General features: G+C 70.9%; 22 protein-coding genes. 21 read left to right on the top strand and 1 reads right to left on the bottom strand.

Annotated features, from left to right (window positions below):
* Nucleotides 1–43: 43 nt before the first annotated feature.
* The 8 genes from aroC to nusB all read left to right on the top strand — a co-directional run bounded on the left by aroC (nucleotide 44) and on the right by nusB (nucleotide 6,446).
* On the top strand, nucleotides 44–1,228 hold the full coding sequence (gene aroC / locus NRK68_RS06590; RefSeq protein ID WP_183067572.1) for a chorismate synthase: 1,185 nt from the start codon (nucleotides 44–46) through the stop codon (nucleotides 1,226–1,228).
* Nucleotides 1,225–1,743 (top strand): shikimate kinase, encoded by a 519-nt coding sequence (locus NRK68_RS06585; protein WP_046780365.1) that lies wholly within the window; start codon nucleotides 1,225–1,227, stop codon nucleotides 1,741–1,743. Before aroC ends, NRK68_RS06585 begins: the two co-directional genes overlap by 4 nt.
* On the top strand, nucleotides 1,740–2,831 hold the full coding sequence (gene aroB / locus NRK68_RS06580; RefSeq protein ID WP_183067571.1) for a 3-dehydroquinate synthase: 1,092 nt from the start codon (nucleotides 1,740–1,742) through the stop codon (nucleotides 2,829–2,831). The genes NRK68_RS06585 and aroB overlap by 4 nt, the downstream gene beginning before the upstream one ends.
* Complete coding sequence (aroQ, locus tag NRK68_RS06575; protein WP_183067570.1) at nucleotides 2,828–3,268, top strand: type II 3-dehydroquinate dehydratase; 441 nt, start codon at nucleotides 2,828–2,830, stop codon at nucleotides 3,266–3,268. The genes aroB and aroQ overlap by 4 nt, the downstream gene beginning before the upstream one ends.
* Before the next feature lie 93 nt (nucleotides 3,269–3,361).
* Nucleotides 3,362–4,132, top strand: a complete 771-nt coding sequence (locus NRK68_RS06570) for an AAA family ATPase (protein WP_183067569.1) — start codon at nucleotides 3,362–3,364, stop codon at nucleotides 4,130–4,132.
* A gap of 144 nt (nucleotides 4,133–4,276) precedes the next feature.
* The gene (locus NRK68_RS06565) at nucleotides 4,277–5,383 is read left to right on the top strand and encodes an aminopeptidase P family protein (protein WP_183067568.1); all 1,107 of its coding nucleotides are present in this window, start codon (nucleotides 4,277–4,279) and stop codon (nucleotides 5,381–5,383) included.
* Between the two features lie 59 nt (nucleotides 5,384–5,442).
* Complete coding sequence (gene efp, locus NRK68_RS06560; RefSeq protein ID WP_030026187.1) at nucleotides 5,443–6,009, top strand: elongation factor P; 567 nt, start codon at nucleotides 5,443–5,445, stop codon at nucleotides 6,007–6,009.
* A gap of 2 nt (nucleotides 6,010–6,011) precedes the next feature.
* The gene (gene nusB / locus NRK68_RS06555) at nucleotides 6,012–6,446 is read left to right on the top strand and encodes a transcription antitermination factor NusB (protein ID WP_030965741.1); all 435 of its coding nucleotides are present in this window, start codon (nucleotides 6,012–6,014) and stop codon (nucleotides 6,444–6,446) included.
* Nucleotides 6,447–6,644: 198 nt separating this feature from the next.
* Here the strand turns inward: nusB and bldD are convergent, their stop codons facing one another.
* A complete protein-coding gene (gene bldD, locus NRK68_RS06550; RefSeq protein WP_030026184.1) occupies nucleotides 6,645–7,145 on the bottom strand; it encodes a transcriptional regulator BldD in 501 nt (166 codons plus the stop codon).
* A gap of 287 nt (nucleotides 7,146–7,432) precedes the next feature.
* Between bldD and pyrR the strand changes: the two genes are divergently transcribed.
* The 13 genes from pyrR to metK all read left to right on the top strand — a co-directional run bounded on the left by pyrR (nucleotide 7,433) and on the right by metK (nucleotide 21,861).
* The gene (gene pyrR, locus NRK68_RS06545; RefSeq protein ID WP_030656222.1) at nucleotides 7,433–8,008 is read left to right on the top strand and encodes a bifunctional pyr operon transcriptional regulator/uracil phosphoribosyltransferase PyrR; all 576 of its coding nucleotides are present in this window, start codon (nucleotides 7,433–7,435) and stop codon (nucleotides 8,006–8,008) included.
* Nucleotides 8,009–8,137: 129 nt separating this feature from the next.
* On the top strand, nucleotides 8,138–9,127 hold the full coding sequence (locus NRK68_RS06540) for an aspartate carbamoyltransferase catalytic subunit (RefSeq protein WP_183067567.1): 990 nt from the start codon (nucleotides 8,138–8,140) through the stop codon (nucleotides 9,125–9,127).
* Nucleotides 9,128–9,129: 2 nt separating this feature from the next.
* Complete coding sequence (locus tag NRK68_RS06535) at nucleotides 9,130–10,416, top strand: dihydroorotase (RefSeq protein WP_183067566.1); 1,287 nt, start codon at nucleotides 9,130–9,132, stop codon at nucleotides 10,414–10,416.
* Nucleotides 10,413–10,994, top strand: a complete 582-nt coding sequence (locus tag NRK68_RS06530) for a PH-like domain-containing protein (RefSeq protein ID WP_046780359.1) — start codon at nucleotides 10,413–10,415, stop codon at nucleotides 10,992–10,994. The genes NRK68_RS06535 and NRK68_RS06530 overlap by 4 nt, the downstream gene beginning before the upstream one ends.
* Entirely contained in the window at nucleotides 10,991–12,139 is a 1,149-nt protein-coding gene (gene carA, locus NRK68_RS06525) for a glutamine-hydrolyzing carbamoyl-phosphate synthase small subunit (RefSeq protein WP_183067565.1), read from the top strand. The genes NRK68_RS06530 and carA overlap by 4 nt, the downstream gene beginning before the upstream one ends.
* Complete coding sequence (gene carB, locus NRK68_RS06520) at nucleotides 12,132–15,440, top strand: carbamoyl-phosphate synthase large subunit (RefSeq protein WP_183067564.1); 3,309 nt, start codon at nucleotides 12,132–12,134, stop codon at nucleotides 15,438–15,440. Before carA ends, carB begins: the two co-directional genes overlap by 8 nt.
* Nucleotides 15,441–15,529: 89 nt before the next feature.
* Complete coding sequence (locus NRK68_RS06515; protein ID WP_183067563.1) at nucleotides 15,530–16,639, top strand: quinone-dependent dihydroorotate dehydrogenase; 1,110 nt, start codon at nucleotides 15,530–15,532, stop codon at nucleotides 16,637–16,639.
* Complete coding sequence (gene pyrF / locus NRK68_RS06510; protein WP_183067562.1) at nucleotides 16,636–17,475, top strand: orotidine-5'-phosphate decarboxylase; 840 nt, start codon at nucleotides 16,636–16,638, stop codon at nucleotides 17,473–17,475. The genes NRK68_RS06515 and pyrF overlap by 4 nt, the downstream gene beginning before the upstream one ends.
* Nucleotides 17,476–17,814: 339 nt before the next feature.
* Entirely contained in the window at nucleotides 17,815–18,138 is a 324-nt protein-coding gene (locus tag NRK68_RS06505) for an integration host factor (RefSeq protein ID WP_030008746.1), read from the top strand.
* Nucleotides 18,139–18,199: 61 nt separating this feature from the next.
* Entirely contained in the window at nucleotides 18,200–18,763 is a 564-nt protein-coding gene (gene gmk / locus NRK68_RS06500) for a guanylate kinase (protein ID WP_183067561.1), read from the top strand.
* Nucleotides 18,764–18,837: 74 nt separating this feature from the next.
* Nucleotides 18,838–19,110: a DNA-directed RNA polymerase subunit omega gene (gene rpoZ, locus NRK68_RS06495; protein ID WP_004948662.1), complete on the top strand. Its 273-nt coding sequence runs from the start codon at nucleotides 18,838–18,840 to the stop codon at nucleotides 19,108–19,110.
* Between the two features lie 130 nt (nucleotides 19,111–19,240).
* Nucleotides 19,241–20,455 carry a bifunctional phosphopantothenoylcysteine decarboxylase/phosphopantothenate--cysteine ligase CoaBC gene (coaBC, locus tag NRK68_RS06490; protein WP_373023478.1) on the top strand — a complete coding sequence of 405 codons (1,215 nt, stop codon included), beginning with the start codon at nucleotides 19,241–19,243 and terminating at the stop codon, nucleotides 20,453–20,455.
* A gap of 197 nt (nucleotides 20,456–20,652) precedes the next feature.
* Complete coding sequence (gene metK / locus NRK68_RS06485; protein WP_183067559.1) at nucleotides 20,653–21,861, top strand: methionine adenosyltransferase; 1,209 nt, start codon at nucleotides 20,653–20,655, stop codon at nucleotides 21,859–21,861.
* The last annotated feature ends 64 nt before the right edge of the window (nucleotides 21,862–21,925 follow it).

Genomic DNA, 21,925 nt, shown 5'->3' with positions numbered 1-21,925 from the left:
GATCGCGCCGTCGCAGTACCAGGCGCGAGCATGAGGAGCATCGTTGAGCAGGTTGCGTTGGCTGACCGCAGGAGAGTCGCACGGACCGGCACTGGTCGCGACGCTGGAGGGCCTTCCCGCCGGCGTCCCGGTCACCACCGAGCTGGTGGCCGATCACCTGGCCCGGCGCCGGCTCGGCTATGGCCGCGGTGCCCGCATGAAGTTCGAGCAGGACGAGATCACCTTCCTCGGCGGCGTCCGCCACGGGCTGTCCCAGGGCGGCCCGGTAGCGGTCATGATCGGCAACACCGAGTGGCCCAAGTGGGAGACCGTCATGTCGGCCGACCCGGTCGACCCCTCGCTGCTCAAGGACACCGGCCGCAACGCGCCGCTGACCCGCCCCCGCCCCGGCCACGCCGACCTCGCGGGCATGCAGAAGTACGGCTTCGACGAGGCCCGGCCGATCCTGGAGCGCGCCAGCGCCCGTGAGACCGCCGCCCGCGTCGCCCTCGGCGCCGTCGCCCGCTCCTTCGTCAAGGAGGTCGCGGGCATCGAGATCGTCTCCCACGTGGTGGAACTGGCCTCGGCCAAGGCGCCCTACGGCGTCTACCCGACCCCCGCCGACGTCGACAAGCTCGACGCCGACCCGGTGCGCTGCCTCGACGCCGACGCGTCGAAGGCGATGGTCGCGGAGATCGACCAGGCCCACAAGGACGGCGACACCCTCGGCGGCGTTGTCGAGGTCCTCGCCTACGGCGTCCCGGTGGGCCTCGGCTCGCACGTCCACTGGGACCGCCGGCTCGACGCCCGCCTCGCTGCCGCCCTCATGGGCATCCAGGCCATCAAGGGCGTCGAGGTCGGCGACGGCTTCGAACTCGCCCGCGTGCCCGGCTCCAAGGCGCACGACGAGATCGTCTCCACCCCCGAGGGCATCAAGCGCACCTCCGGCCGCTCCGGCGGCACCGAGGGCGGCCTGACCACCGGCGAACTGCTGCGCGTCCGCGCCGCGATGAAGCCCATCGCGACCGTCCCGCGTGCCCTGGCCACCGTCGACGTGGCCACCGGCGAGGCGGCGGTGGCCCACCACCAGCGCTCCGACGTGTGCGCCGTCCCCGCAGCCGGCATCGTCGCCGAGGCGATGGTCGCCCTCGTGCTCGCCGACGCCGTCGTCGAGAAGTTCGGCGGCGACTCGGTCCCCGAGACCCGCCGCAACGTCCGCGCCTACCTCGACAACCTGCAGATCCGGTGACGGCCGGACCGCTCGTCGTCCTCGTCGGGCCCATGGGGTCCGGCAAGTCCACGGTGGGGGCGCTGCTCGCCGAGCGGCTCGGCGTCCCCTACCGGGACACCGACGCGGACATCGTCACGGCCCAGGGCCGGCCGATCTCCGACATCTTCGTCGACGAGGGCGAGCCGTACTTCCGTGAGCTGGAGCGGCAGGCCGTCGCGGCCGCCGTCGCCGAGCACACCGGAGTCCTCGCCCTCGGCGGCGGCGCCGTCCTCGACGAGGGCACCCGCACGCTGCTGACCGGCCTGCCCGTCGCCTACCTCTCGATGGACGTCGAAGAAGCCGTACGGCGCGTGGGCCTCGGTGCCGCGCGCCCGCTGCTCGCCGTCAACCCGCGCCGCCAGTGGCGCGAGCTGATGGACGCCCGGCGCCCCCTCTACACCGAAGTCGCACGCGTCGTCGTGGCCACCGACGACCGAACCCCCGAAGAGGTCGCCCAGGCGGTCCTCGACGCTCTGGAGTTGAAGGACGTATGACAGACCAGGTGACGCGGATCCACGTCGGCGCGAGCGCCGGACACGACGCGTACGACGTGCTGGTCGGGCGGCAGCTGCTCGGCGAGCTCGGCTCCCTGATCGGTACGAAGGCCCAGCGGGTCGCCGTGATCCACCCCGAGGCCCTCGCCTCGACCGGTGAGGCGCTGCGCGACGACCTCGCGGGCCAGGGCTACGAGGCGATCGCCATCCAGGTGCCGAACGCCGAAGAGGCCAAGACGGTCGAGGTCGCCGCGTACTGCTGGAAGGCACTCGGCCAGTCCGGCTTCACCCGCACCGACGTCATCGTCGGCGTCGGCGGGGGAGCCACCACCGACCTCGCCGGCTTCGTCGCCGCCAGCTGGCTGCGCGGCGTGCGCTGGGTCGCCGTACCCACCACCGTCCTCGCGATGGTGGACGCGGCCGTGGGCGGCAAGACCGGCATCAACACCGCCGAGGGCAAGAACCTCGTCGGCGCCTTCCACCCGCCTGCCGGCGTGCTCTGCGACCTGGCGGCACTGGAGTCGCTGCCGGTCAACGACTACGTCAGCGGCCTCGCCGAGATCATCAAGGCCGGCTTCATCTCCGACCCGGTGATCCTCGACCTGATCGAGGAGGACCCGCAGGCCGCCCGCACGCCCGACGGCCCGCACACCGCCGAGCTGATCGTGCGCTCCATCCAGGTCAAGGCCGACGTGGTCTCCAGCGACCTCAAGGAATCGGGGCTGCGGGAGATCCTCAACTACGGCCACACCCTCGCGCACGCCATCGAGAAGAACGAGCGCTACAAGTGGCGGCACGGCGCGGCCGTGTCGGTCGGCATGGTCTTCGCCGCCGAGCTCGGCCGGCTCGCCGGCCGCCTCGACGACGCCACCGCCGACCGGCACAAGGAGGTCCTCGCCTCCGTCGGCCTGCCGCTGACCTACCGCGGCGACCAGTGGCCCAAGCTGCTCCAGACCATGCAGGTCGACAAGAAGTCCCGCGGCAACCTGCTGCGCTTCATCGTCCTCGACGGACTGGCCAAGCCGACCGTCCTGGAGGGCCCCGACCCGGCGCACCTGATCGCCGCCTACGGCGAGGTGTCGGCGTGAGCCGCCGCGTCCTCGTGCTGAACGGCCCGAACCTGGGCCGGCTCGGCTCGCGCGAGCCCGACGTGTACGGGGCCACCTCGTACGCCGGGCTGGTGGACAGCTGCCGCTCGCTGGGGGAGGAGCTCGGCTTCGACGTCGAGGTCCGTGAGACCAACGACGAGGGCGAGATGATCCGCTGGCTGCACGAGGCGGCGGACGGGAAGATCCCGGTGGTCATCAACCCCGGGGCCTTCACCCACTACTCGTACGGCATGCGGGACGCGGCCGCGCAGCGCACGGCGCCGCTGATCGAGGTGCACATCTCGAACCCGTACGCCCGCGAGGAGTTCCGGCACACCTCGGTCATCGCGGCCGTGGCGACCGGGACCGTCGCGGGCTTCGGGATCGGTTCCTACCGGCTGGCGCTGCGGGCGCTGGCGGACGAGACCGACGTCTGACACTCCCGCCCGGTGGCCTGGTGGACGGCCGGGCCCCCGCGGTCATATAACGTTCTCGCATCAGTGGCAGGAACGAGACGAAAGTGGCAGCGGATGCACCAAGGAGTGGGTGGCGGGGGCTGGGGGCAGCCGGGGCAGCGTCCTTCTGCGCCCCCGCAGCCGCCCATACCCCCGGCCCAGGGCTGGCCGGGCGCGCACCCGCCGGCGCCGCCGTCCCAGCACCCGGCCCCGCCGCCGCCCCAGGTGGCGCCCGTGCCGGAGCCCACCGGGCACATCCCGCTGCCGCCCGCGGTGTCGGGAACGGGCGGCGCCGTGCTCGCCGTCCTGCTGATCGGGCCCGCCGGCGCGGGCAAGACCACCGTGGCCCGGCACTGGGCCAGCACCCGGCCCGTGCCGACCGCCCACATCAGCCTCGACGACGTGCGTGAATGGGTGTGCTCCGGCTTCGCCGACCCGCAGGCCGGCTGGAACGAGCACTCCGAGGCGCAGTACCGCCTCGCCCGCCGCACCTGCGGTTTCGCGGCCCGCAACTACCTGGCCAACGGCATCTCCTGCATCCTCGACGACGCCGTCTTCCCCGACCGGCCCGTGGTGGGCCTGGGCGGCTGGAAGCGGCACGTGGGGCCGACGCTGCTGCCGGTCGTGCTCCTGCCCGGCCTGGAGATCGTCCTGGAGCGCAACGCCGAGCGCTCCGGCAACCGCAGGCTCTCCGACGAGGAGGTGGCCCGCATCCACGGCCGGATGGCCGGCTGGTACGGATCCGGGCTGCCGATCATCGACAATTCCCAGCTCGACGTCGAAGGCACCGCCCGCGCCCTCGACGAGGCCCTGGCCAGGGCCCTCCCGGCCCCCGGCGGCTGGTAGCCGGCCGGGGCAGGGGAGAACAGGGCCGGTCCGCCGATCCGGCCCGCCGATCCTGCCCGCCGATCCGGCCCGCCGTGTCCTGCCGGGCCCCGTCCGGACGCGCTCACCGGGCCGGATCCGCGGGGCGCTCGTACGCTCGAAGACATGTCAGACGTGTACGCCGCCCGTCGGGGCCTGCTTCGCGACCGATGCGCCGCCGCGGGGAACGCCGCCGCGCTGATCACGCGTCCGGCGAACGTCCGCTACCTCACCGGGGCGTCACCGCTCGGCGCCGTCCTCCTCGTCGGACCGTCCGAGGACGCCCTGTTCTGCGCCGGCGCACCCACCGGCGAGGCCGACGAGGGCCGCCTCGACGAACACCTCCGGGTCACCGTGCTGGCCGGCCGCGGTGGGGACCCCGCCGTCGCGGCGGCCGACGCCGCCTCCTCCGTACGCGCCGACTCCCTCGCCGTGGAGGAGCACCACCTCACCGTCGCCCGGCACCGGGCGCTGCGGTCCGTCGCGCCCAAAGTGCGCCTCGCCGACCTCGGAACCGCGGTGGAGCAGCAGCGCCTCGTCAAGGACGAGGGGGAGATCGCCTGCCTGCGGATCGCCGCCGAGATCGCCGACCAGGCCCTGGGCGAGCTGCTGGAGTCCATCCTCGTCGGACGCACCGAACGCCACCTCGCCCTGGAACTGGAGCGGCGCCTCGTCGACCACGGCGCGGACGGCCCGGCCTTCCCGACCTCCGTCGGCACCGGACCGCACTCCGGCCGCTCCCGGCACCGGCCCTCCGACCGCAGGGTGGAGGAGGGGGACTTCCTCTCCGTCTGCCTGGGCGCCAACTACCGCGGCTACCGGTGCGAGATCGGCCGGACCTTCGTCATCGGCACCACCCCCGCCGACTGGCAGATCGAGCTGTACGACTGCGTCTTCACCGCCCAGCGGGCCGGACGGGAGGCACTGCTGCCGGGGGCCGCCTACCGGGAGGTGGACCACGCGGCCCGCTCCGTACTGGACTCCGCGGGCCACGCGGAGGCCCTCGCGCCATGGACCGGACACGGCGTCGGCCTCGAAATCGACGAGGACCCGCAGCTTGCACCTACGGCAATGGGTAAACTGGACGCTTGCGTGCCGGTCACCGTCGAACCGGGGGTTCACCTCCCCGGCCGGGGAGGTGTCCGGATCGATGACACGCTCGTCGTACGCCCCGAGGCGGACGGCGGTCCCGAGCTACTCACCATTACGACCAAGGAGCTGCTCGCGCTCTAGCCCGCACTGCCGGGTGGTGCGTGCACCCGTGGTCTTCCAGTGCAGGAGATTCCGCAACCGTGGCTTCCACGAACGACCTCAAGAACGGCATGGTGCTCAAGCTCGACGGTGACCAGCTCTGGTCCGTCGTCGAGTTCCAGCACGTCAAGCCCGGCAAGGGCCCGGCCTTCGTGCGCACCAAGCTCAAGCACGTGCTTTCCGGCAAGGTCGTCGACAAGACCTTCAACGCCGGCACGAAGGTCGAGACCGCCACCATCGACCGCCGTGACATGCAGTTCTCGTACATGGACGGCGAGTACTTCGTCTTCATGGACATGCAGACCTACGACCAGCTGATGGTCGACCCCAAGGCCGTCGGCGACGCCGCCAACTTCCTCATCGAGGGCTTCACCGCCTCGGTCGCGCAGCACGAGGGCTCGGTGCTCTACGTCGAGCTCCCCGCCGCCGTCGAGCTCACCATCGAGCACACCGACCCGGGCGTCCAGGGCGACCGCTCCACCGGTGGCACCAAGCCGGCGAAGCTGGAGACCGGCCACGAGATCCAGGTCCCGCTGTTCGTCAACACGGGCGAGAAGGTCAAGGTCGACACCCGCACCAGCGACTACCTCGGCCGGGTGAACAGCTAACCGTGGCTGCCCGGAGCAACGCGCGCAAGCGCGCCTTCCAGATCCTCTTCGAGGCCGACCAGCGCGGGGTGTCCGTCCGCGAGGTCCTCGCGGACTGGATCCGCCACGCGCGGTCGGACGACCGGCAGCCGCCGGTCAGCGCCTTCACGATGGATCTCGTCGAGGGTTACGCCGACAAGGTGAACCGCATCGACGACCTGATCGTCACCTACGCCGTGGACTGGGACCTCGACCGCATGCCGGCCGCGGACCGGAACATCGTGCGACTCGGTGCCTACGAGCTGATCTGGGTGGACGACACCCCGGACGCCGTGGCCATCGACGAGGCCGTCCAGCTGGCCAAGGAGTTCTCGACGGACGAGTCCCCCTCGTTCGTGAACGGGCTGCTGGCCCGTTTCAAGGACCTGAAGCCGAGCCTGCGGCGCAGCGAGAGCTGACCGCACGCCGCCCCGCAGCAGCACCGGCACCGCCGTACGGAAGGGCCCGCAGCGCACGCGCTGCGGGCCCTTCCGTCGCCCCGCTCCCGCTGCGGGCGCCGCGGGAGCGAAAAGGGCACGAAAAACCGGTGGGTGCCGGACCCCCACAAGGGTCCGGCACCCACCGGTAAACGTTTCTGCTGGTGTCAAGCCCGAGGATCAGACGTCCTCGTGCGCCACCGCCCGGCGGGCGTCCGCGTCCAGCACGCCCCAGCTGATGAGCTGCTCGGTCAGAACCGAGGGCGACTGGTCGTAGATGACGGCCAGGGTGCGCAGGTCGTCCTGGCGGATCGACAGCACCTTGCCGTTGTAGTCGCCGCGCTGGCTCTGGATCGTGGCCGCGTAACGCTGCAGCGGGCCGGCCTTCTCGGCGGGCACGCCCGCCAGACGCTCCAGGTCGAGGCGCAGCTTCGGCGGCGGCTCGGCCGCTCCGCCGGGAGTGGTACCCGGCAGCAGTTCCTGCACCGGAACCCCGTAGAAGTCCGCCAGTTCGGCCAGGCGCTGGACGGTCACGGCGCGGTCCCCGCGCTCGTACGACCCGACCACCACGGCCTTCCACCGGCCCTGCGACTTCTCCTCGACACCGTGGAGGGAAAGGCCCTGCTGGGTGCGGATGGCGCGGAGCTTGGCCCCGAGCTGTTTGGCGTATTCGCTGGACATAACGCTCCCGGACGCTGTGACGCTGTGACTGCATGGACACTGCGACTACATAACTACGTGCGGCTCCGCCGCGCGGCTGGTAACTCACTGTGAGGTTACGCAGCGTTACTTGGGTGCGTCAAGCCGAATGGTCTTCATCCCCCCGCGAGGGCGGCGCCAGCAGCCCCGTGGGCGCCCCCGGGCCACCCCCGGGTGCCGGGCCACCGCCGCCGCCCTGGTACCGTGGGAGACGTACATCAGACGTCCTTTAAGGTCCGTCCCGTGAGGCGGAGAAGGAGGTCCTTTTCATGGACGCCCAGCAGAATTCCGATTCCGCGCGCCCCGTACTGGAAGCGCAGGACATCGCACGGGTCCTGACCCGTATCGCCCACGAGATCGTCGAACGCGCGAAGGGCGCCGACGACGTGGTGCTCCTCGGCATCCCCACCCGCGGTGTGTACCTGGCCCGCCGGCTGGCGGCCAAGCTCGAAGAGATCACCGGCACGAAGATCCCGGTCGGCTCCCTCGACATCACCATGTACCGCGACGACCTGCGGATGAAGCCCGCCCGCGCCATCGGCCGCACCGAGATCCCCGGTGACGACCTCGACGGCCGCCTCGTCGTCCTCGTCGACGACGTCCTCTTCTCCGGGCGCACCATCCGCGCCGCACTCGACGCCCTCGGCGACCTCGGCCGCCCCCGCGCCGTGCAGCTCGCCGTGCTCGTCGACCGCGGCCACCGCGAGCTGCCGATCCGCGCCGACTACGTCGGCAAGAACCTCCCCACGTCGCTGCGGGAGACCGTCAAGGTCCAGCTCCAGGAGGAGGACGGCCGTGACGCCGTGCTGCTCGGCCAGCGGACCGCCCAGGCAGCAGGGCAGTAGCCCACCCCGACGACGGACCCCGGCGGGGTCCGCGCAGAGCCCTGCCCTGCCCGCCCGCACGCCTGCACGTCAGTCCGCTGCACGTCAGTCCGCCTGCACCACGCCCTCCCGACCTACGGAGCCATCCAGATGAAGCGCCACCTCATCTCGGCCGCCGATCTCACGCGCGACGACGCCGTCCTGATCCTCGACACCGCCGAGGAGATGGCCCGCGTCGCGGACCGGCCGATCAAGAAGCTGCCCACCCTGCGCGGTCTCACCGTCGTCAACCTCTTCTTCGAGGACTCGACCCGCACCCGGATCTCCTTCGAGGCGGCCGCCAAGCGGCTCTCCGCCGACGTCATCAACTTCTCCGCGAAAGGTTCGTCCGTTTCCAAGGGCGAATCCCTCAAGGACACCGCGCTGACCCTGGAGGCCATGGGCGCCGACGCGGTCGTCATCCGCCACCACGCCTCCGGCGCCCCCTACCGGCTCGCGACCTCCGGCTGGATCGACTCCGCCGTCGTCAACGCCGGCGACGGCACCCACGAGCACCCCACCCAGGCCCTGCTGGACGCCTTCACCATGCGCCGCCGCCTGGTCGGCCGCGACGCCGGCCTCGGCAAGGACCTCTCCGGCCGCCGCATCACCATCGTCGGCGACGTCCTGCACAGCCGCGTGGCCCGCTCCAACGTCCACCTGCTGCACACCCTCGGCGCCGAGGTCACCCTGGTGGCCCCGCCCACCCTGGTCCCGATCGGTGTCGAGACCTGGCCGTGCGAGGTCTCGTACAGCCTCGACGACGTGCTGCCGAAGTCCGATGCGGTGATGATGCTCCGTGTGCAGCGCGAACGCATGAACGCCGCCTTCTTCCCGACCGAGCGCGAGTACTCCCGCCGCTACGGCCTCGACGGCGACCGCATGGCCAGGATGCCCGAGCACGCCATCGTGATGCACCCCGGCCCGATGAACCGCGGCATGGAGATCACCGCCCAGGTCGCCGACTCCGACCGCTGCACGGCCGTCGAGCAGGTCGCCAACGGCGTCTCCACCCGGATGGCCGTCCTCTACCTGCTGCTCGGAGGCTCCGAGCCCGCCGTCACCACCACCCCCGCCGCCCGCACCGAGGAGAGCAAGTAACCATGAGCAAGATCCTTATCCGTGGCGCGAAGGTACTCGGCGGCGAGGCGCAGGACGTCCTGATCGACGGCGAGACCATCGCGGAGGTCGGCACCGGCCTGTCCGCCGACGGCGCGACCGTCATCGAGGCCGCCGGCCAGGTCCTCCTCCCCGGCCTCGTCGACCTGCACACTCACCTGCGCGAGCCCGGCCGCGAGGACTCCGAGACCGTCCTGACCGGCACCCGCGCCGCCGCCTCCGGTGGCTACACCGCCGTCTTCGCCATGGCGAACACCTTCCCGGTCGCCGACACCGCCGGCGTCGTCGAGCAGGTCTGGCGCCTGGGCAAGGAGTCCGGCTACTGCGACGTGCAGCCCATCGGCGCCGTCACCGTCGGCCTGGAGGGCAAGCAGCTCTCCGAACTGGGCGCCATGCACGAGTCCGCCGCCCGCGTCACCGTCTTCTCCGACGACGGCAAGTGCGTCGACGACGCCGTGATCATGCGCCGCGCCCTGGAGTACGTGAAGGCCTTCGGCGGCGTCGTCGCCCAGCACGCCCAAGAGCCCCGCCTCACCGAGGGCGCCCAGATGAACGAGGGCGTCGTCTCCGCCGAGCTCGGCCTCGGCGGCTGGCCCGCCGTCGCCGAGGAGTCGATCATCGCCCGCGACGTCCTCCTCGCCGAGCACGTCGGCTCCCGCGTCCACATCTGCCACCTCTCCACCGCCGGCTCCGTCGAGATCGTCCGCTGGGCCAAGTCCCGCGGCATCGACGTCACCGCCGAGGTCACCCCGCACCACCTGCTCCTCACCGACGAGCTCGTCCGCTCGTACAACGCGGTCTACAAGGTCAACCCGCCGCTGCGCACCGAGCGCGACGTCATGGCCCTGCGCGAGGCGCTCGCCGACGGCACGATCGACATCGTAGCCACCGACCACGCCCCGCACCCGCACGAGGACAAGGACTGCGAGTGGGCCGCCGCCGCCATGGGCATGGTCGGCCTGGAGACCGCGCTCTCCGTCGTCCAGCAGACGATGGTGGAGACCGGGCTGATCGACTGGGCGGGCGTCGCCGAGCGGATGAGCTTCGCCCCGGCCCGCATCGGCGGTCTCGAGAACCACGGCCGTCCCGTCTCGGCAGGTGAACCCGCGAACCTGACTCTGGTCGACACCTCGTACCGTGGTGTCGTGGACCCCGCACATTTCGCCTCCCGCAGCCGCAACACGCCTTACGAGGGCCGCGAGCTGCCGGGACGCGTCACTTACACCTTCCTGCGGGGCCGGGCAACGGTCGTGGACGGGACACTGGCGTGACACCTGCAGTAATCCAACTGGCCGCCGAGGCCGCCGAACGACAGTCGGCGGAGGTGACCGAAGTCGGCGCCCGCATCGCATGGGTGATCGGCCTGGTCGTCTTCATCGCGTTCGTGTACTGGCTGATGCGGCAGGGCTGGAAATGGCGAGGGGCCCTGCAGAACGATCTGCCCGAGCTCCCCGCCGCCCCCGACGGTCTCCCCGAACACCGGCTGGCACTCACCGGCCGGTACCACGGGTCCACCACCGCCGGGCAGTGGCTCGACCGGATCGTCGCCCACGGCCTGGGCGTCCGCAGCCGGGTCGAGCTCACGCTCACCGACGCGGGCCTCGACGTGGTCCGACCGGGTGCAGGCGACTTCTTCGTACCGGCCGCGCAGCTGCGCGGCGCCCGCCTCGACAAGGGAATCGCGGGCAAGGTACTCACCGAGGGCGGTCTGCTCGTCGTCACCTGGGCGCACGGCGACAAGCTGATCGACTCCGGATTCCGCTCCGACCGCGCGGCCGAACACGCCGCATGGGTCGAAGCGATCAACCTCATGAACTCATCCATCACGACGGAAGGCGCCGAACGATGACGACCTCCACCAGGGGAGCAGCCAAAGCTCCCGCCGTACTCGTCCTGGAGGACGGCCGCATCTTCCGCGGCCGCGCCTACGGCGCAGTGGGGGAGACCTTCGGCGAGGCCGTGTTCTCCACCGGCATGACCGGATACCAGGAGACCCTCACCGACCCGTCGTACCACCGCCAGGTCGTCGTCATGACCGCCCCCCACGTGGGCAACACCGGCGTCAACGACGAGGACCCCGAGTCCTCCCGCATCTGGGTCTCCGGCTACGTCGTGCGCGACCCCGCACGCGTCCCCTCCAACTGGCGCTCCCGGCGCACCCTGGACGAGGAGCTCGTCCGGCAGGGCGTCGTCGGCATCTGCGGCATCGACACCCGCGCCCTGACCCGCCACCTGCGCGAGCGCGGCGCCATGCGCGTCGGTATCTTCTCCGGCGACGCCTGGGCCGGCATCCATGACGAGGCCCTGCTGGCCAAGGTCCGCTCCCAGCCCGAGATGAAAGGCGCGAACCTCTCCGCCGAGGTCGCCACCAAGGAGACGTACGTCGTCCCCGCGATCGGCGAGAAGCGCTTCACCGTCGCCGCCGTCGACCTCGGCATCAAGGGCATGACCCCGCACCGCATGGCCGAGCGCGGCATCGAGGTCCACGTCCTGCCCGCCACCGCCACCGTCGAGGACGTGTACGCGGTGAACCCGGACGGCGTGTTCTTCTCCAACGGCCCGGGCGACCCGGCCACCGCCGACGGCCCCGTCGCCGTCATGCGGGGCGTCCTGGAGCGCAGGACCCCGCTCTTCGGCATCTGCTTCGGCAACCAGATCCTCGGACGCGCCCTCGGCTTCGGCACCTACAAACTGAAGTACGGCCACCGCGGCATCAACCAGCCGGTCCAGGACCGCACCACCGGCAAGGTCGAGGTCACCGCGCACAACCACGGCTTCGCCGTCGACGCGCCCCTCGACAAGGTCTCCGAGACCCCCTACGGCCGCGCCGAGGTCTCCCACGTCTGCCTGAACGACAACGTCGTGGAAGGCCTCCAGCTGCTCGACCAGCCGGCCTTCTCCGTCCAGTACCACCCCGAAGCGGCCGCCGGCCCGCACGACGCCGCCTACCTCTTCGACCGCTTCGTATCCCTGATGGAGGCCGAGCGTGCCTAAGCGCACCGATATCCAGTCCGTCCTGGTCATCGGCTCCGGCCCGATCGTCATCGGCCAGGCCGCGGAGTTCGACTACTCCGGGACCCAGGCCTGCCGCGTGCTCAAGGCCGAGGGCCTGCGCGTCATCCTGGTGAACTCCAACCCGGCGACGATCATGACCGACCCGGAGATCGCCGACGCCACGTACGTCGAGCCGATCACCCCCGAGTTCGTCGAGAAGATCATCGCGAAGGAGCGCCCCGACGCGCTGCTCCCGACCCTCGGCGGCCAGACGGCCCTGAACACCGCCATCTCCATGCACGAGCAGGGTGTGCTGGAGAAGTACGGCGTCGAGCTCATCGGCGCCAACGTCGAGGCCATCAACAAGGGCGAGGACCGCGACCTCTTCAAGGGCGTCGTCGAGGCCGTCAAGGCCAAGATCGGCTACGGCGAGTCCGCCCGCTCGGTCATCTGCCACTCGATGGACGACGTCCTCAAGGGCGTCGAGACCCTCGGCGGCTACCCCGTCGTCGTCCGCCCCTCCTTCACCATGGGCGGCGCCGGCTCCGGCTTCGCCCACGACGAGGACGAGCTGCGCCGCATCGCCGGCCAGGGCCTCACGCTCTCCCCGACCACCGAGGTGCTCCTGGAGGAGTCCATCCTCGGCTGGAAGGAGTACGAGCTGGAGCTGATGCGCGACACCAAGGACAACGTGGTCGTCGTCTGCTCCATCGAGAACTTCGACCCGATGGGCGTCCACACCGGCGACTCCATCACCGTCGCCCCCGCGATGACGCTCACCGACCGCGAGTACCAGCGGCTGCGCGACATCGGCATCGCGATCATCCGCGAGGTCGGCGTCGACACCGGCGGCTGCAACATCCAGTTCGCGATCGACCCGGTCGACGGCCGCGTCATCGTCATCGAGATGAACCCCCGCGTCTCGCGCTCCTCGGCGCTCGCGTCGAAGGCCACCGGCTTCCCGATCGCCAAGATCGCCGCCAAGCTGGCCATCGGCTACACCCTCGACGAGGTCCCCAACGACATCACCGAGAAGACGCCGGCCTCCTTCGAGCCGACCCTCGACTACGTCGTCGTCAAGGCCCCGCGGTTCGCATTCGAGAAGTTCCCGGTCGCCGACGCCACCCTCACCACCACCATGAAGTCGGTCGGCGAGGCCATGGCCATCGGCCGCAACTTCACCGAGGCCCTCCAGAAGGCCCTGCGCTCCCTGGAGAAGAAGGGCTCGCAGTTCACCTTCGTCGGCGAGCCCGGCGACAAGGACGAGCTGCTGGCCACCGCGGTCCGCCCCACCGACGGCCGCATCAACACCGTCATGCAGGCCATCCGCGCCGGCGCCACCCAGGAAGAGGTCTTCGCGTCCACGAAGATCGACCCCTGGTTCGTCGACCAGCTCTTCCTGATCAAGGAGATCGCCGACGAACTCGCCGGCGCCGAGAAGCTGGAGCCCGAGCTCCTCGCCGAGGCCAAGCGCCACGGCTTCTCCGACGCCCAGATCGCCGAGATCCGCGGCCTGCGCGAGGACGTGGTCCGCGAGGTCCGCCACGCCCTCGGCGTCCGCCCGGTCTACAAGACGGTCGACACCTGCGCCGCCGAGTTCGCCGCCAAGACCCCGTACTTCTACTCCTCCTACGACGAGGAGTCCGAGGTCGCCCCGCGCACCAAGCCCGCGGTCATCATCCTGGGCTCCGGCCCGAACCGCATCGGCCAGGGCATCGAGTTCGACTACTCCTGCGTCCACGCCTCCTTCGCCCTCAGCGACGCCGGCTACGAGACCGTGATGGTCAACTGCAACCCGGAGACCGTCTCCACCGACTACGACACCTCCGACCGCCTGTACTTCGAGCCGCTGACGCTCGAGGACGTGCTGGAGATCGTCCACGCGGAGTCGCTCGCCGGCCCCATCGCCGGCGTCGTCGTCCAGCTCGGCGGCCAGACCCCCCTGGGCCTCGCCCAGGCCCTCAAGGACAACGGCGTCCCCGTCGTCGGCACCTCGCCCGAGGCCATCCACGCCGCCGAGGACCGCGGCGCCTTCGGCCGCGTCCTGGCGGAGGCCGGCCTGCCCGCCCCCAAGCACGGCACCGCCACCACCTTCGCCGGCGCCAAGGCGATCGCCGACGAGATCGGCTACCCGGTCCTGGTGCGCCCGTCCTACGTGCTCGGCGGCCGCGGCATGGAGATCGTCTACGACGAGACCCGCCTGGAGTCGTACATCGCGGAGTCCACCGAGATCTCCCCGACCCGCCCCGTGCTGGTCGACCGCTTCCTCGACGACGCCATCGAGATCGACGTCGACGCCCTCTACGACGGCAACGAGCTCTACCTCGGCGGCGTCATGGAGCACATCGAGGAAGCCGGCATCCACTCCGGCGACTCGGCCTGCGCCCTGCCCCCGATCACCCTCGGCGGCTACGACATCAAGCGCCTGCGCGCCTCCACCGAGGGCATCGCCAAGGGCGTCGGCGTCCGCGGCCTGATCAACATCCAGTTCGCGATGGCCGGCGACATCCTCTACGTCCTGGAGGCCAACCCCCGCGCCTCCCGGACCGTCCCCTTCACCTCGAAGGCCACCGCCGTCCCGCTCGCCAAGGCCGCCGCCCGCATCTCGCTCGGCGCCACCATCGCCGAGCTGCGCGAGGAGGGCCTGCTCCCGAAGAACGGCGACGGCGGCACCCTGCCGATCGACGCGCCGATCTCCGTCAAGGAGGCCGTCATGCCGTGGTCGCGCTTCCGCGACATCCACGGCCGCGGCGTGGACACCGTCCTCGGCCCGGAGATGCGCTCCACCGGCGAGGTCATGGGCATCGACGCCGTCTTCGGCACCGCCTACGCCAAGTCGCAGGCCGGCGCCTACGGCCCGCTGCCCACCAAGGGCCGCGCCTTCATCTCCGTCGCCAACCGCGACAAGCGCTCGATGATCTTCCCGGCCCGCGAGCTCGTCGCCCACGGCTTCGAGCTGATGGCCACCTCCGGCACCGCCGAGGTCCTGCGCCGCAACGGCATCAACGTCACCGTCGTGCGCAAGCTCAGCGAGGGCGAGGGCCCGAACGGCGAGAAGACCATCGTCCAGCTGATCCACGACGGCCAGGTCGACCTGATCGTCAACACCCCGTACGGCACCGGCGGCCGCCTCGACGGCTACGAGATCCGCACGGCCGCCGTGGCGCGCGGCGTCCCGTGCCTGACCACGGTCCAGGCGCTCGCCGCGGCCGTCCAGGGCATCGACGCGCTCAACCGCGGCGACGTGGGCGTCCGCTCCCTCCAGGAGCACGCGGAGCACCTGACCGCGGCCCGCGACTGACACCCGTACAGCCCGGAATGGGGGAGGGGGACACCGGTTTTCACGACGGGTGTCCCCCTCTTCACGAGCGCAGAGGGATCCTCTCGACGATGTACAAGATCTTCTTCAACCTGGTCTTCAAGCGGATGGACCCGGAAGCCGCCCACTACATGGCCTTCCGGTGGATCCGCCTCGCGGCCCGCACCCCCGTGCTGCGCACCTTCGTGGCGGCCGCCCTGGCCCCGCGGTACGAGGAGCTGCGCACCGAGGCTCTCGGCCTGCGCATGCACGGCCCCTTCGGGCTCGCGGCCGGCTTCGACAAGAACGCCGTCGCCATCGACGGCATGTCGATGCTCGGCTTCGACCACATCGAGATCGGCACGGTCACCGCCGAGGCGCAGCCCGGCAACCCCAAGAAGCGGCTGTTCCGGCTCGTGCCGGACCGTGCCCTGATCAACCGCATGGGCTTCAACAACGAGGGCTCGGCGGCGGTCGCCGACCGCCTCGCGGCCCGCCAGGCGGTCTTCCGGACCGTCGTCGGCGTCAACATCGGCAAGACGAAGGTCGTGCCCGAGGAGGAGGCCGTGGGGGACTACGTCACCTCCACCGAGCGCCTCGCCCGCCACGCCGACTACCTCGTCGTCAACGTCTCCTCGCCCAACACGCCCGGGCTGCGCAACCTCCAGGCCACCGAGTCGCTGCGCCCCCTGCTGACGGCCGTGCGGGAGGCCGCGGACCGGGTCGTCACCGACCGCCGGGTCCCGCTGCTGGTCAAGATCGCCCCCGACCTCGCGGACGAGGACGTCGACGCCGTCGCCGACCTGGCCCTGGAGCTCGGCCTGGACGGCATCATCGCCACGAACACCACCATCGCGCGCGACGGCCTCGGCCTGAAGTCCTCGCCGTCCCTGGTCAAGGAGACCGGCGGGCTCTCCGGCGCACCCGTCAAGGAGCGCTCCCTGGAGGTCCTGCGCCGGCTGTACGCCCGCGTGGGCGACCGCCTGGTGCTGGTCGGTGTCGGCGGCATCGAGAACGCCGAGGACGCCTGGCAGCGGATCCTGGCCGGCGCCACGCTGATCCAGGGCTACAGCGCCTTCATCTACGAGGGCCCGTGCTACGCCCGTGCCATTCACAAGGGCCTGGCCGCGCGCCTGGCCGCCAGCCCGTACGCGACGCTCGCCGACGCGGTGGGCGCCGAGACCCGAAAGGCCGCACAGTGACCCTGACCCCGTTCGGCACCCGTCTGCGCGCCGCGATGGACTCCCGCGGCCCGCTGTGCGTGGGCATCGACCCGCACGCCGCCCTGCTGGCGCAGTGGGGCCTGAAGGACGACATCGCGGGCCTGGAGCGCTTCTCCCGCGCGGTCGTCGAGGCGCTCGCGGAGTCGGTGGCGGTCTTCAAGCCGCAGGCCGCCTTCTTCGAGCGGTTCGGCTCCAAGGGCGTCGCCGTCCTGGAGCGGACCGTCGCGGACGCCCGCGCCGCCGGGACCCTGGTCGTCATGGACGCCAAGCGCGGCGACATCGGCTCGACGATGGCCGCGTACGCCTCGGCCTTCCTGGACCCGGCCTCGCCGCTGTTCTCGGACGCGCTGACGGTGTCCCCGTACCTGGGCTACGGCTCCCTGGGGCCCGCTGTCGACCTGGCCCGGGAGTCGGGCGCGGGCCTGTTCGTCCTGGCCCTGACGTCGAACCCGGAGGGCGCCGAGGTCCAGCGGGCGGTCCGCGAGGACGGCCGCACCATCGGGGCCACGATGCTGGCGCACCTGGCCGCGGAGAACGCGGACGCCGCCCCGATGGGATCCTTCGGCGCGGTGGTCGGTGCCACCCTGGGCGACCTGTCCTCCTTCGACCTGGACATCAACGGGCCGCTGCTGGCCCCCGGCATCGGCGCGCAGGGCGCGACCGCCGCGGACCTGCCGACGGTCTTCGGCAAGGCCGTGCGCAACGTGGTCCCGAACGTCTCGCGCGGTGTCCTGAAACACGGCCCGGACGTGAACGCCCTGCGCGACTCGGCGCGGCGCTTCGCCGACGAGATCCGCGAGGCCGTTTCCGCATAGGGAAATGCCCGCAGGGACCTCCCGGATCCCCTCCGGGATGTCCTCCCGGGACCCCGCTCCGCCGCCGCTCGGAGCGGGGTCTCGCACTTTCTGACGAAAATCGAACGCTCTTCATCGGACAAAACAGGGGTATTTTGTCCGTGATGTACGGTTCAGCAGAGGCTGACCAGGACTTTTCGTTCGTTCTCGCTGACTGGAGCGGTGTTGGCCGCTAGTCTCCGAGCAGAGTGAACGCGCAGCGAACGAGTTCCATCGCTGTTCGGGAGCTCGCCTGGTGTGGTGCCCTTGGGTTCCCCACCGGTCCGTATCCGACAGTTCGACATCCGAGGTGACGTAGGCGTGGCTCTTCCGCCCCTTACCCCTGAACAGCGCGCAGCCGCGCTCGAAAAGGCCGCCGCGGCTCGCCGGGAGCGGGCCGAGGTGAAGAATCGACTCAAGCACTCCGGCGCCTCGCTCCAAGAGGTCATCAAGACGGGCCAGGAGAACGACGTCATCGGCAAGATGAAGGTCTCCGCCCTGCTGGAGTCCCTGCCTGGCGTGGGCAAGGTGCGCGCCAAGCAGATCATGGAGCGTCTCGGCATCTCCGAGTCCCGGCGTGTCCGAGGTCTCGGCTCCAACCAGATCGCCTCTCTGGAGCGCGAGTTCGGCAGCACCGGCGCCTGAGGCGTCGCCTGGCGTTCTCCCGGTGTTCTCAGGCAGTCCTGGGAACCTGGATAATCGCTCTATGGCAGCAGAGGTTCGTCCGCGGCTGACCGTGCTCTCCGGCCCCTCAGGGGTCGGCAAGAGCACGGTCGTCGCGCATATGCGCAAGGTTCACCCCGAGGTATGGCTCTCGGTGTCGGCCACCACCCGCAAGCCGCGGCCCGGTGAGCGACACGGAGTCCAGTACTTCTTCGTCAACGACGACGAGTTCGACAAGCTGATCGCCAACGGCGAGCTGCTGGAGTGGGCCGAGTTCGCGGGCAACCGCTACGGCACACCGCGCGGCGCGGTGCAGGAGCGCCTGGAAAGCGGCGAACCCGTACTGCTGGAGATCGACCTCCAGGGCGCACGGCTCGTCCGCGAGTCGATGCCCGAGGCCCAGCTGGTCTTCCTGGCCCCGCCGAGCTGGGAGGAACTGGTCCGCCGGCTGACCGGCCGGGGCACCGAATCGGCCGAGGTGATCGAGCGCCGGCTCGCCGCCGCCAAGATCGAACTCGCTGCCGAGTCGGAGTTCGACGTCACCCTGGTCAACACCTCCGTCGAGGACGTGGCACGTGAGCTGCTAGCCTTGATGGACGTTGTCTGAATCGTCGATCGATCTTCACAGAAGTCGCCCGACCCGGACGGCCCCATCTTTCATCCATCTTCGGAAGGTAGAGCGTGTCCTCTTCCATCACTGCGCCCGAGGGCATCATCAACCCGCCGATCGACGAGCTGCTCGAGGCCACGGACTCGAAGTACAGCCTCGTGATCTACGCGGCCAAGCGCGCGCGTCAGATCAACGCGTACTACTCGCAGCTCGGTGAGGGCCTGCTCGAGTACGTCGGCCCGCTGGTGGACACCCACGTCCACGAGAAGCCGCTTTCGATCGCGCTGCGCGAGATCAACGCGGGTCTGCTGACCTCCGAGGCCATCGAGGCCCCGGCCCAGTAAGGCACCGAGAAATTCCTTCACCACAGGCCCGGCAGAACATCTGCCGGGCCTGTGGTGTGTCATGGGTGGGTACGACGAACAGAGCCGAACGCGGCGGACGTGTCGAGAGTGTCAAAAGGGGTGTGCGCGGATGGGTAAGCCGAAGGTCGTGCTGGGCGTCAGCGGCGGGATCGCCGCCTACAAGGCGTGCGAGTTGCTGCGCCGGCTGACCGAGTCCGGGCACGACGTGCGGGTGGTGCCCACGGAGTCCTCCCTGAACTTCGTCGGCGAGGCCACCTGGGCCGCCCTGTCCGGGAACCCGGCCTCCACCGAGGTGTGGGAGACCGTCCACGAGGTGCCCCACGTGCGCATCGGCCAGGGCGCCGACCTCGTCGTCGTCGCCCCCGCCACCGCCGACATGCTGGCCAAGGCCGCCCACGGGCTCGCCGACGACCTGCTCACGAACACGCTCCTCACGGCCCGCTGTCCGGTGGTCTTCGCCCCCGCGATGCACACCGAGATGTGGGAGCACCCCGCCACCCAGGAGAACGTGGCCACCCTGCGCCGCCGCGGGGCCCTCGTCATCGAGCCCGCCGTGGGCCGGCTCACCGGCAAGGACACCGGCAAGGGGCGGCTGCCCGACCCCGAGGAGATCTTCGAGGTGTGCCGGCAGGTCCTGCGCCGCGGGGTGGCCGAGCCGGACCTCGTCGGCCGCCACGTCGTGATCAGCGCCGGCGGCACCCGCGAGCCGCTCGACCCGGTGCGCTTCCTCGGCAACCGCTCCTCCGGCAAGCAGGGCTACGCGCTCGCCCGCACCGCCGTCGCCCGCGGGGCGCGCGTCACCCTGGTGGCGGCCAACACCGCCCTGGCCGACCCCGCCGGGGTGGACGTCGTACGCGTCGGGACGGCCGTACAGCTGCGGGAGGCCGTGCTCAAGGCGGCGGGGGACGCCGACGCCGTGGTCATGGCCGCGGCCGTGGCCGACTTCCGGCCCGCCGAGTACGCCGGCGGCAAGATCAAGAAGAAGGACGGGGAGGACCCCGCCCCGGTGGCACTCGTGCGTAACCCGGACGTCCTCGCCGAGGTCTCCGCCGACCGGGCGAGGGAGGGCCAGGTGGTCGTCGGCTTCGCGGCCGAGACCGACGACGTGCTCGACAACGGCCGCGCCAAGCTCCGCCGCAAGGGATGTGATCTTCTCGTCGTGAACGAGGTCGGTGAGGCGCGCACCTTTGGATCCGAGGAGAACGAGGCGATCATCCTGGCCACCGACGGGTCGGAAATCCCGGTGCCCTACGGTCCCAAGGAAGCCCTCGCCGAGGTGATTTGGGACCAGGTTACGCGGCGGTTCACATCACGACGCGCCTGAGCCGATTCCCCTTCACTCGGTCATCTCTGTGCGCAAGAATGTCAGTGCCGCAGGTCACACGGCTCCCACAAGGCGAGACGGATGGTCCGGGCAACGGTGACGACCGATAAACTGCATCCGGAACGTGATCGGGCGCAGCCCCCGATGTGGTCCCGCCAAATGATCAGCCAGCAGCCGCTGCAACCCCAGGGAGCGTTGTGTCCCGTCGTCTCTTCACCTCGGAGTCCGTTACCGAGGGCCACCCCGACAAGATCGCTGACCAGATCAGCGACACGATCCTCGACGCACTCCTCACCGAGGACCCGACCTCGCGCGTCGCCGTCGAGACCCTCATCACCACGGGTCTCGTGCACATCGCGGGTGAGGTGACGACGAAGGCCTACGCGCCGATCGCGCAGCTCGTCCGGGACAAGATCCTCGAAATCGGCTACGACTCCTCGAAGAAGGGCTTCGACGGCGCCTCCTGCGGCGTGTCGGTGTCCATCGGCGCCCAGTCCCCGGACATCGCGCAGGGCGTCGACACCGCCTACGAGAAGCGGGTCGAGGGCGACGAGGACGAGCTCGACAAGCAGGGTGCCGGCGACCAGGGCCTGATGTTCGGCTACGCCTGCGACGAGACTCCCGAGCTCATGCCGCTGCCGATCCACATCGCGCACCGGCTCTCGCGCCGCCTGTCCGAGGTCCGCAAGAACGGCACCATCCCGTACCTGCGCCCCGACGGCAAGACCCAGGTCACCATCGAGTACGACGGCGACAAGGCCGTCCGCCTCGACACCGTCGTGGTCTCCTCGCAGCACGCCTCCGACATCGACCTCGACTCGCTGCTCGCACCCGACATCCGCGAGTTCGTCGTCGAGCACGTCCTGGCCCAGCTCGTCGAGGACGGCATCAAGCTCGACACCGACGGCTACCGCCTCCTGGTGAACCCGACCGGCCGCTTCGAGATCGGCGGCCCCATGGGTGACGCCGGCCTCACCGGCCGCAAGATCATCATCGACACCTACGGCGGCATGGCCCGCCACGGTGGCGGCGCCTTCTCCGGCAAGGACCCGTCCAAGGTCGACCGCTCCGCCGCCTACGCCATGCGCTGGGTCGCCAAGAACGTGGTCGCCGCCGGCCTCGCCTCGCGCTGCGAGGTCCAGGTCGCGTACGCCATCGGCAAGGCCGAGCCCGTCGGCCTCTTCGTCGAGACCTTCGGCACCGCCAAGATCGAGACGCAGAAGATCGAGGACGCGATCGGCGAGGTCTTCGACCTGCGCCCGGCCGCGATCATCCGCGACCTCGACCTGCTGCGCCCGATCTACGCCCAGACCGCCGCCTACGGCCACTTCGGCCGCGAGCTGCCGGACTTCACCTGGGAGCGCACCGACCGCGTCGAAGCGCTGCGCGCCGCCGCCGGCCTGTAGGCACCACGCAGGACCATCCGCGACAAGGCCCCGGACCCCACGGTCCGGGGCCTTGTCGCGCAGG

Source organism: Streptomyces yangpuensis (assembly GCF_024666385.1).
Lineage (GTDB): Bacteria > Actinomycetota > Actinomycetes > Streptomycetales > Streptomycetaceae > Streptomyces > Streptomyces yangpuensis.
This window is presented reverse-complemented; position numbering and strand designations above follow the sequence as displayed.

Coding starts and splice junctions, on each gene's coding strand:
- carA (WP_183067565.1), top strand. CDS start 10,991: ATGACGACCTCCACCAGGGGAGCAGCCAAAGCTCCCGCCGTACTCGTC.
- aroB (WP_183067571.1), top strand. CDS start 1,740: ATGACAGACCAGGTGACGCGGATCCACGTCGGCGCGAGCGCCGGACAC.
- NRK68_RS06535 (WP_183067566.1), top strand. CDS start 9,130: ATGAGCAAGATCCTTATCCGTGGCGCGAAGGTACTCGGCGGCGAGGCG.
- NRK68_RS06515 (WP_183067563.1), top strand. CDS start 15,530: ATGTACAAGATCTTCTTCAACCTGGTCTTCAAGCGGATGGACCCGGAA.
- bldD (WP_030026184.1), bottom strand. CDS start 7,145: ATGTCCAGCGAATACGCCAAACAGCTCGGGGCCAAGCTCCGCGCCATC.
- pyrR (WP_030656222.1), top strand. CDS start 7,433: ATGGACGCCCAGCAGAATTCCGATTCCGCGCGCCCCGTACTGGAAGCG.
- NRK68_RS06565 (WP_183067568.1), top strand. CDS start 4,277: ATGTCAGACGTGTACGCCGCCCGTCGGGGCCTGCTTCGCGACCGATGC.
- NRK68_RS06540 (WP_183067567.1), top strand. CDS start 8,138: ATGAAGCGCCACCTCATCTCGGCCGCCGATCTCACGCGCGACGACGCC.
- NRK68_RS06570 (WP_183067569.1), top strand. CDS start 3,362: ATGCACCAAGGAGTGGGTGGCGGGGGCTGGGGGCAGCCGGGGCAGCGT.
- gmk (WP_183067561.1), top strand. CDS start 18,200: ATGGCAGCAGAGGTTCGTCCGCGGCTGACCGTGCTCTCCGGCCCCTCA.
- coaBC (WP_373023478.1), top strand. CDS start 19,241: ATGGGTAAGCCGAAGGTCGTGCTGGGCGTCAGCGGCGGGATCGCCGCC.